Origin of the sequence: Megasphaera jansseni, assembly GCF_047974155.1 — a bacterium.
Lineage (GTDB): Bacteria > Bacillota > Negativicutes > Veillonellales > Megasphaeraceae > Megasphaera.
The window spans coordinates 46,431-56,679 of record NZ_JBHYRR010000013.1 but is presented as its reverse complement, the minus strand read 5'-3'; the positions used below and the strand labels follow the sequence as shown (position 1 = coordinate 56,679).

The 10,249-nt window shown below is 54.9% G+C and carries 9 protein-coding genes; 4 read left to right on the top strand and 5 right to left on the bottom strand.

Annotation, left to right across the window (positions count from 1 at the left end):
* Positions 1–158: 158 nt before the first annotated feature.
* The 5 genes from ACE418_RS06595 to ACE418_RS06575 form a co-directional block, all read right to left on the bottom strand.
* Positions 159–839 carry a uracil-DNA glycosylase gene (locus ACE418_RS06595; RefSeq protein WP_416449868.1) on the bottom strand — a complete coding sequence of 227 codons (681 nt, stop codon included), beginning with the start codon at positions 837–839 and terminating at the stop codon, positions 159–161.
* A gap of 16 nt (positions 840–855) precedes the next feature.
* Entirely contained in the window at positions 856–2,466 is a 1,611-nt protein-coding gene (locus tag ACE418_RS06590) for an ArnT family glycosyltransferase (RefSeq protein ID WP_416449867.1), read from the bottom strand.
* A gap of 11 nt (positions 2,467–2,477) precedes the next feature.
* Positions 2,478–4,037, bottom strand: a complete 1,560-nt coding sequence (locus tag ACE418_RS06585) for an ArnT family glycosyltransferase (RefSeq protein ID WP_416449866.1) — start codon at positions 4,035–4,037, stop codon at positions 2,478–2,480.
* Positions 4,034–4,627 carry a DedA family protein gene (locus ACE418_RS06580; protein WP_416449865.1) on the bottom strand — a complete coding sequence of 198 codons (594 nt, stop codon included), beginning with the start codon at positions 4,625–4,627 and terminating at the stop codon, positions 4,034–4,036. The genes ACE418_RS06585 and ACE418_RS06580 overlap by 4 nt, the downstream gene beginning before the upstream one ends.
* Positions 4,628–4,717: 90 nt before the next feature.
* Positions 4,718–5,719, bottom strand: coding sequence for a hypothetical protein (locus tag ACE418_RS06575; protein WP_416449864.1), 1,002 nt, complete (start codon positions 5,717–5,719; stop codon positions 4,718–4,720).
* A 77-nt stretch (positions 5,720–5,796) separates the two neighbouring features.
* Here ACE418_RS06575 and ACE418_RS06570 point away from each other — a divergent pair, with 77 nt between their 5' ends.
* From ACE418_RS06570 to ACE418_RS06555, 4 genes are all read left to right on the top strand, one after another.
* Positions 5,797–6,516 carry an MgtC/SapB family protein gene (locus ACE418_RS06570; protein ID WP_416449863.1) on the top strand — a complete coding sequence of 240 codons (720 nt, stop codon included), beginning with the start codon at positions 5,797–5,799 and terminating at the stop codon, positions 6,514–6,516.
* Between the two features lie 158 nt (positions 6,517–6,674).
* Positions 6,675–7,943, top strand: a complete 1,269-nt coding sequence (locus ACE418_RS06565) for a pyridoxal phosphate-dependent aminotransferase (RefSeq protein WP_416449862.1) — start codon at positions 6,675–6,677, stop codon at positions 7,941–7,943.
* Between the two features lie 235 nt (positions 7,944–8,178).
* Entirely contained in the window at positions 8,179–9,243 is a 1,065-nt protein-coding gene (locus tag ACE418_RS06560) for an ADP-ribosylglycohydrolase family protein (protein ID WP_416449861.1), read from the top strand.
* A 108-nt stretch (positions 9,244–9,351) separates the two neighbouring features.
* The gene (locus ACE418_RS06555; RefSeq protein WP_416449860.1) at positions 9,352–10,101 is read left to right on the top strand and encodes an IclR family transcriptional regulator; all 750 of its coding nucleotides are present in this window, start codon (positions 9,352–9,354) and stop codon (positions 10,099–10,101) included.
* The last annotated feature ends 148 nt before the right edge of the window (positions 10,102–10,249 follow it).

Sequence of the window (10,249 nt, the reverse complement as noted above, 5' to 3'; positions counted from 1 at the left end):
GAGCCGTCACTGTATGAGAGAGAAGGCTCGTATATACTGTGGTGTACCTATGATTATAAACAATTTGTGAAGTCGATGCAATGATTTTTCTGAATGTTTTTGTGAAAACACTGATAATTTTAATGTAAAAATCGAATTTTTCCGATTTTTTAAAGGAATTAACGAGAAAAACGTGCGAACTGTTCCCGAAAGAGGCCGGCTCCGCCGTTGGCGGGATGGCGCATGGCAATGGCGGAAAAACCAGCATCCTGCAAGGTTTCTGCTGACTTCCTGCCGATAGCAGCCAGGCGGATATCCGGCCGGCATTGCGCCAGCAGAGCTTTGGCGTAGGCGAGGCCTGCTGCCAGTTCGTCGTCCGTCGGCGTACGATTGGAAAACGGCGAGGCCTTGTGAGGATGGAAAGGGAAGATATTCCACAATAAGACGTCGTGCGGGTCCAGGCCATTGTCGACGATAGCGCCCCAGACGTAGGTATCCGTCGGCTCGTTCATGCCCTTTTCACGCTGGGGACGGCTGGTCATGAAGGGGCTGTCCGGCCGGCTCGTGCGCTGGCCGCGGTGCCCGAGGATGACGCCAGAGGGAATCTGTTTGTGTTCATCCAGGAGCATGCGTTCACAGGTGATGGGGATACCCGTGAAGCGGCATCCCTGGTATCCGGCGGCTTCGGCGATGAGGACGATACGGGCCCGGTCCAGGCGGGGGGCCAGGTAGTCGCGCAGCTGCTGACAGCGGATGGCCGGCGCATCCGGGCTGATATCGCAGGATTCGTCATATTCAGACCAGGGATTGAATACGCCGGGCTGATGATAGGCGCAGAGTTTGTCGATGAGTTCTTCCATGGAAAATCCTCCTATCTTAAGGGATGGGCTTGAAGATATAGTACGGGCCGATCCGGCCTGTGTTCCGGGTCAGGCTGAAAAATTCCGAGGCTTTATAATCCTTATATTTTCCTTCCGGTACGATGAGGGTCAGAGGCTGGTGCTGAGTCAGTCTGGATAATACCTGGTCCTCGGAAGCGGTGGGGTAGACGTGTTTCTTGGCCCATACGGCATCGCGCTGGAGCCGGGCATTTTCATCGTAGTCAGCCGGCGCCGTCCAGTATGCCGTCTGTCCCGTATAATAGGGATAAGACGTGCGGTACTCTTCAAAGAAATAGACCGGCCCCGCGTCGTTCAGGGCCGTCAGGGCCTGGGCCGACCGGTATTGATAAAAGGGGGCCAGGACCTGGAAGGTTATGATCAGGTAGGTCATGACCGTCGTCGCGATGAGGAAAAAGGGAAGGGCCAGATAGGCTTTCTGCCACCAGGCCAGCCAGGTCAGGACGGCCATGATGGCCAGGAATACCGTCAATAGCAGCAGGCCCTGGACGGGAAAAGGCGCTTTATCTGTGAAGGCCGTCAGAGAGGCGAATAGCAGGCTGTAGAGGGAGGCCGGGATAAGGGCTGCCAGCCAGGCATAGCGGGCATCTTCGTCGAGCCAGTCCTGCATCGTGCGGGCACCCAGATATAAAAGGGGCCAGTTGGCGATATAAGCGTACGTCGGGTATTTCGTCGCCATGAGGCTGTAGAACAGGACCGTGCCGACGGCCCAGAGGGCCATGAAGACGTATTCGTCCTGATGGCTGCGCCGCCGCCACAAGCCGTAGAGGCAGGGGCCGGTCCAGGGCAGGAGACTGACCGGGACGAGGACGAGGTAATAATACCAGACGTCGTATTCGGGATGTTCCGATACAGTGGCCCGAACGACGTTGTTGAAGCCAAGCAGACCGTCGATGAAGTCCATGCCATGGCGGCTGTACATGGGGCCGTACCAGCTCAGGCAGAGAAGGATGAAGAGCGCGATACCGGCTGGTGGGAACAGCCTTTTGATATATTTCGGCCGGCGTTGGATAGCGGCGAAGAGCAGCAGGAAGAAACCGGGCAGGACCAGGCCGACCGGGCCTTTGGTCAGGACGGCGCCGGCGGCCATGACGTAAGCGGCTGTCAGGTAGCCTTTCTTTCCTTCTGTCAGGCCGATATAGGCAAACAGCAGGGTGGCGCCGCTAAAGAAATACAGCGGCTGGTCGGTAATGACGGAACGGCTGATGAACCAGAAAATCAGGGACGTCACGGTCATAGCGGCAAAGAGGATGGCTGTCGTGCGGCGCCCGGTCTGGCGCAAGGCGAACCAGGCGGCCAAGGTACACGAGGCGGCTCCGAAGAGGACGGATGGCAGGCGGGCTGCCAGGTCGGTCGTCCCCAGGAGGCTATATGACAGGCTCAGGAGCCAGTATAGGAAGATGGGTTTATCGTACCAGTACGTGCCGTAAATCTGCGGGGAAATCCAGTCGCCGCTGCGGACCATTTCCAGTGCCGTCAGGGCATAGTTTGATTCGACCGGATCCGTGACGGCCAGCTGGGATATGCCGACGGCCAGGAAAAGGAAAGCTGCCATGAAGATGATGGCCAGGAATGTGCGCTGTTTCATGGGGACACCTCCTAAGGATGATTGATGAGGATGACTTGTGTCGGCGTTTCGGCGGCGATGCCGAAGCGGTCGATCAAGCGTTCAGATTTGGCCAGCTTATGGAAAGTCGATTTCGACATGACCAGGAAAATCTTATCCTTTTCTGCCAGCAATTCTTCCAGGTCCGGGTCTTTGACGGGATCCCATTCCGTCCCGTACATGCCGCTGTAATAGGCGATGCCAGGGCGCAGGAATTTTTCGATGTAGAGCAGGGAATGACCGTCATAGACGTCCGGCAGGATCCGGGCCGTTTCATAAGACGTGACGTGGCCTTTGAACTGGGGGATGATGAAGCCGAATGCAGCCCAGGAGAAACAGACCATCATCACGATGCCTGTCACGAAAGCCGGCCGGTAGCGGCGGTGCCACAGACACCAGGACGGGAGGAACAATGCCGCTGCCAGCAGGCCGGAGCTCCAGGCGATGGCAGGCCGGAAAAAGGCTGCGTTTTCATGGAGCGGGATGGCATTGCAGGCGAGCAGCAGCAGGCCCAGGAGGTAGAAGGATACCAGCAAAGGCCGTGAAAATTTCCGTTCGATATAACAGCGGTACCAGTACCAGCCCAGGAGGTATGCCGTCGGCGGGAACATGGGGGCGATATACGTGACCAGTTGTGTCTTAGAGAGGGAAAAGAAGACGAAGATGAAGGCTGCCCAGACGAAGCAGAACTGGAGAGTATCGCGGAAGGGGTCCCGCTTTTGGAACAGCCGCCGGATTGTCGGGAACAGGGCGGCTGTCCAGGGCATCATGGCGGCCAAGAGAATGGGGATGAAGAAAAAGAGGCTGTTTTGTCCCGGATGTTCCGGTGCCGCGAAGCGGGTGATGTTGTGATAACCGATGAAGGTATCCAGGAAGACTTCGCCGTGGACCCGATACATCAGGATATACCAGGGGAGGCCGACCAGGAAGGCCAGCAGGATGCCCTGGGGAATCTTCATGTGTTTCAAGAGCGGCCACTGCCGCGTCCAGGCCAGATAGATGAGCATGATGAGTGCCGGGAAGGCATAGCCGACGGGGCCTTTGGCCAAGAGCGACAGGCCGCAGAAAATGTAGGCTATATAATACTTTTTACGGTAAAAAGAAACCATGGCCACCGTCAGGGTGAACATGAGCGTCATATCGGTGACAGCGGCTTTACCGATATACATGAAGCCGGCGCTGGTCACCAGGAACAGGGCCGACAGGAAAGCGATGGGCTTATTGAAGAGCTCTTTCCCCTGGATGTAGACGAATAGTGTCGTCGCCATGGCCATGATGACGCTGGGCAGGCGGGATGCGATATCGGAGACGCCGAAAAAGCTGTATGACAGCATTTCCAGCCAGTAGAAGAGCGGCGGTTTATCGTACCAGAACTGGCCGAAGATGCGCGGTGACAGCCAGTCCCCGGCCAGGAGCATTTCCCGCGCCGTTTCGCCATAGACCGGTTCGTCCGGGTCCATGAGCGGTGCAGCACCTAAAAATGGCAGCAAGATCATTGCTGCCACTAAGGCGACGGTCAGACCGTAGCGATTTTTTAAGAACCATTGTTTCATGCTGCATTTCTCCGGCGGCGTCTATGCCAGACGAATACGATGGCGGCGACGACACAGACGGCGATGACGGCCATGAGGAAGATGTGGTTGTACTGGATGAGGTCGCGCCAATGGCTGCCCAGGAGAGAACCGGCCCATACGAGGAGCAGCGTCCAGGGGATGGTGCCGATGATGGTGAAGATGACGAATTTCCAGAAGGGGTAGCGGGCGACGCCGGCCGGGAAGGAAATGAACGTGCGGACACCGGGCAGGCAGCGGCAGATGATGACGGCAATGCCGCCGTACTTATTGAATAAGTTTTCAGCCATGCGGAATTTGCGTTCGTTGAAGAAGATGTATTTGCCATACTTTAACAGGAGCGGCCGGCCGCCATAGGAGCCGAGCCAGTAACTGATGACCGAGCCGACGAGGCCGGCGATACAGGCTACGGCAAAGGTCGTCCAGAATGAAAAAATCTGCTGGGAAATGAGGAAGCCCGCAAATCCGAGTACGACTTCGCTGGGGATAGGGATATTGGCATTTTCCAATACCATAGCCACGAACATAGCGATGTAGCCATACGATTCCATGAGTTGTAATAATGTATCCAAGTAGGCACACTCCTTATCCATAATGTAAAGAAACAAACTTGCTATCTATCATAGCACAGATGGCCTGCCAGGGCTAGTGTCCGCCAACTATTATCCTTTGCTTTTAAAGCATGGGATGTGGAGCAGGGCGTAGCGGCAGAGCAGATAGCCGTAGATGGCCAGGACGAGGGCCGTGATGACGATTTTGAGCCATACGGCGACGGCCAGGGGCTGTAAGAACCACATCGAATGGATGATGATCGGTTCGCTGACGAAGAACAGGCCGTAGGAAATGCGGTGCAGCGTGTGGGACCAGCCCGAATGCTTGTCAAACTGCTGATGGAACCAGGCCGTCAGGCCCAGGACGGTGGCGACGAGCAGTAAAGCCGGTGTCAGCGCTGTCAGGACAGAGACTCCCTTGCCGGGCATCCAGGCGGCATAAACGCCGACCATGATGGCAAAGCCGAAGAGGCTGCTGCTCCGGGGCTGGTAGCCCGACGGCGTGAACCAGCGATGACGGAAGGCGTAGACCCCTAAGATAAAGGCAAAGAGCGACAGGACCAGCCAGTCCGGACGGATACGGGCGATATAGGGGATGGACAGAGACTGGGGCAGAAAAGCCTGACAGAGGAAGAGGACGGCTGCCAGCAAGACGATGAAGGCCAGCAGGAAAGAAACGGTTGGCTTCGAGGCGATGCGGTGCTGCAAGACCTTATGGTTGACATGCTTGACCAGGGACAGGCCGGCGAAGAGCAGGAAGAGCCAGAGCAGGACCCACGACGTGACCGGCAGGCTGGCCGTTACTATCTGTTCTTCGATGCCCAGGAGCAACAGGACGATGCCCGGCCAGCCCAGGCGTTTCCATTTATCTTTCAGAAAGAAAGATATCGTGCGGATGCGCAGAGCCGAAGCCCCGAAGTAGGCGCTGATGAAGAAGACGATGGAAATGGCGACGACAGCGCTCTCGTCGTAGAAGGCTGTCCAGGATTGAAGCAATAAAGCGGCCAGCGTCAATATGACGGCAGCACTGCGCAGATTATCAAAGCAAATGAAGCGGTTCATGATCATGACCTTCTTTCTTCGATGCGGGGAGAACGTTTTGCTTGTTCTCATCTGCATCTATATACTATAATACCATTATAACGTTTTCTTAACGGATGTAAAAATTATTTTGAAAGAAGTGAATCCCTATGATTTCTACGGAAGACTGCATCATCCGCCTGATTATGGCCCTCATCCTGGGCGGACTCATCGGCTATGAACGGCAGGCCCAGAGCAAGTCGGCAGGCCTCCGGACGCATACCCTGGTCTGTGTGGGCTCCTGCCTGTGCATGATTATATCTATCAATATTGCCATGGATTATTACTTTACCTTTGGCTATAATAACTCCGACCCGGAACGGATCGCGGCTCAAGTCGTATCCGGTGTCGGCTTCATCGGTGCCGGTACCATCCTGGCCAATCAAAAGGACCGCAGCGTCCGCGGGCTGACGACGGCTGCCGGCTTATGGGCCGTATCGGCTATCGGCCTCGTCGTCGGTGCTGGCTATCTCGTCGTGGCTTGTGTGGTGACGGCCCTGATTTTACTGGTCCTGACTGTTTTCGTCCGCCTCGATGCCCGGCTGGAAGGGCGCTTCCGCAAGCGCTACGCCATGCACCTGGTCATGAAAAACAATATCGGCCAGGCCCGGAAACTATCGACCTTTATCCATGACCATCATATGCATATCAAGACGTTCCATTCCCATAATGACGATGATGCACCCCTGGCCGACATCGACCTGGAACTGACGGCAGCCCATTATATGGATGAAACGGAAATCGTCAGCCAGCTCCTGGCCATGAAGGGCATCAAACAGGCGACGTTCCACGTCGATGCCGGAGACAGGCACGGGCAAGACAGCCATTAATGAATATTGTATACAAGATACTTGCTATGTATACAGTATTTTAGACTTTTCGCTATGTAAAAACTCTTTTCGCAGTGCTATAATGTAGGACGTCAGGACATTTGGAGAGAACAAGTGTCCACGCAACGAAAACTATTGTGCAGAGAGGGGTTTTTACGATGACGATTATGGCAGCAGCAAGCAGAGAAGGTAAGACATTACGTGACGTGGTATTCGCCGCAGGAGCGGCAGCCCGGGAAGCGGCAGCGCAGTACGGGGTGGATAAGGTTGTCAATGCGACCGTCGGCTGTTATGCCGGCGACGATGAAAAACTGGCTTGCCTGCCTGTCGTTGAACAATTATACCGTTCTTTGCCGATGAGCGATTTCATCACTTATGCACCGCCGCTGGGCCTGGAAGGCTATCGCAAGGCTGTCATCGATGAAACCTTTGAAGGCTGTCGTCCTGATGGCTATGTCGATGCCGTAGCTACATCAGGCGGTACCGGTGCCATCCATATCGCCATTGCCAATTACTCGGAAGTCGGCGAAGCCGTACTGACGACGGACTGGCGCTGGAATATTTATGACTGCCTTTGTCAGGAAATCGGCCGCGACCTGCATACGTTCTCGATGATGGATGACCAGGGCCATTTCAATACGGCTGCTTTTTCGGCGGCTGTTTCTAACATCCTGCGCCAGCAGGATTCGCTGCTCATCATCCTCAACACGCCGGCCAACAACCCGACGGGCTTTGCCCTGTCTGATGCAGAATGGGCCGATGTCCTCGAAGTCTGCCGTCTCCATGAAAAGACGGGCAAACGCATCAGCATCCTCGTCGATATCGCCTATATCGCCTATGCCGGAGAAAAGAACCGCGTCCGCTCGTTCATGACCCAGTTCGCCGGCCTGCCGGAACATATCTTTACCATGTTCGCTTTCAGCATGTCCAAAGGTTATACCATGTACGGCCAGCGCGCCGGCGCTCTCGTCGGCTTGTCGTCGAGCCAAGCCGTCATTGAAGAATTCGCCAATTTGGGTAAATATTCGGCCCGCACGGCCTGGTCGAACATCAACCGCGCTGCCATGACGCTCCTGACCAAAATCCGCAGCGACCGCGACCTCATGGCCCAGCTCGAATTGGAACGCATGGCCTTTGCCAAGAGCCTGCGCCGCCGTGCCGACATCTTCACGTATGAAGCCGACCGCTGCGGCCTGCCGTATGTACCCTATAAAGGCGGCTTCTTCATTTCCATTCCGACACAGAAATCGGCCGCCGTCTGTCAGGCCCTGGAAGAAGACCTGGTCTTTGCCGGTCCCCTGGCCCAGGGCGTCCGCCTCGGCGTCTGCTCCATCCCGGAAATCAAGATGCAAGGCCTGGCCGCCATCGTAAAGAAAGCCCTAGACCGCGTAGAAGGAAGGACAGACCTCCTCGCAGCGGGGAAATGAGTTAAAATGTTAGTGGCTAGTGGCTAGTGGCTAGTGGCTAGTGGCTAGTGGCTAGCCCTTAACAACTTAAACGGATTTGTCGCCTATGCGACAAGTCCGTTTTTTGTATTTGCAAATTCCTATCATAACCTGTATAATGAATGTATAAGCTTTTTATTATATACTACTTGAACGAAATTGTAAAGTTTTTTGAGAAAAAAGACTCGGCTTACAGACGAGGATAGGAGGATGCTATATGGATGGACTAGACCGGTTTATGGGGTGCATGTTTGGTGGCGCCGTAGGCGATGCGTTAGGGTTTGTCATTGAGTTCGATGATTTGAAGACGATTCATAAGAAATACGGTCCTTATGGATTGCGTACTATTTTAAAATCAGCTAAAAATGGCAACAAGAGCCTTATTTCAGACGACACACAGCTGGCTTTGTTTACGGCGGATGGCATGCTCTGGGCCGACCACGATGGATTAGAACCTTCTGATGGCCTGTACCGGGCGTATATGCGCTGGTATTATACACAGACCGAACGCATCATCCATCCGGAACAGGAAAAATGGATGAAGCGCCAGCCTCATGAAGTCGATTTCGATTATGATATCATGGGAGAAGAAGCGCTCTTTGCCCGTCGTTCTCCGGGCAAGACCTGCCTGACGTCGCTGGCGTCGGGAAAGAAATTGACCCGACAGGAACCGATGAACCACAGTGGCGGCAGCAGTACGGTCATGCGGGCTGCGCCTATCGGCCTGTTTTATGCCGGTGACCCGGAACAGGCCTTTGCCGTCGGCTGCCAGGCAGCCAGCCTGACCCACGGCAGTCCGGAAGCCTATTTATCGACAGCGACGCTGAGTGCCATGATTGCAGCCCTGGCAGATGGCAAGGATATCAGTGCTGCCCTGGGAGGGGCCCTGCGTATCTTACAGGCTGATCCGGAAGGGACGCCGCTCATGAAGACTATCCTGCGGGCTGTCGACGAAGCCGTCACCGACCGTAACCCGGTGCGCTCCATGAAGAAGCTGGGCCTGGGCAAGAAGGCCGATGAAGCCCTGTCCCTGGCTGTATACTGCGTCCTCAAGACAGGCCATCTGAAAGACGCCGTCCTCATGGCCTGCAACCAGGATGGCGACAGCGATACGTGCGGTGCCATCTGCGGCAATATCATGGGGACCCAGGATGGGGTCCAGGCTATTCCCAAGAGCTGGCGCGGCAATCTGGAATGTGAAGCTTTGATCCGCAAGCTGTCGCAGTGCCTGTATGACCATCACCAGACATCCCAGGAAGACGGCAAAGCAGTCAGCCACTAGGCTCTCCGGATGGGGCCTGGCGTTTCCCTCTTGACATTACGCCTGTATTCCATATAATGAAATATATTATCTTTGGCGTCGTGACGATGCCGGATCGGGGGAACGAAGATGATTGAATCGATTGACCGGGCCCTGGCTGTTTTGCAGCTTTTTTTAAAGGAAGAAAGGCCACTCAGCGTGACACGCATCAGCAAGCTGATGGACCTTCATAAGAGTACCGTCAGCCGCACGATGGATACGCTGGAACAGCGTGGTTTCGTGCAGAAAGATAGTGAAACAGGGAAATACTGGCTGGGGCTCCAGGTCTATGCCCTGGGGATGCTGTTCCGGGAAAAGGATACCTTCCCTAAAGTCGCTTATCCCTACGCCAAGGCTTTGTCCCTGCAGTGCAACGAGGGGGTCCATATTACGACCTTTGCCCATAACGGAGCTTCTTATCCGCAGCACATTATTTTAGAAAAGATCAAGTCGCCCAGGACCATCGACACGGCGCCACCTATCGGTGCCGTCCGTCCGGCTTATTGTTCGGCATCGGGCAAGTGCCTCCTGGCTTTTTCGCCGGAATACCTGCACACCTATACGGGCTGTACCTTGCAGAAGTTCACGGAATATACCGTAACCGACTGGAGTGACCTGCTCCAGGAACTGGAAAAAATCCGCTGCCGGGGCTACGCCGTGGAACGGGAAGAAGTCGAACTGGGCATGGCCTGCATTGCAGCGCCCATCTTCCATCATGGAATCATTACGGCGGCTATCAGTATATCCGGTCCGGCAGAACGGCTGGCTGCGGAAGAACGGGACCTGGCCATCAACGCTGTCAAAAAGACGGCAGCCGACATTAGCCGGGCTTTAGATTGAAAGAAAACGTAATGATTTCTTTAGAAAAATAAAATAATGTTTATGAAGAATTGTTTGGTATAAAAATTATGCAAAATGGGAATGTGAGATATGCATTTGCAGAAATGGACTTTTATGGTACAATAACCGTGGATACTACATTCGGGTC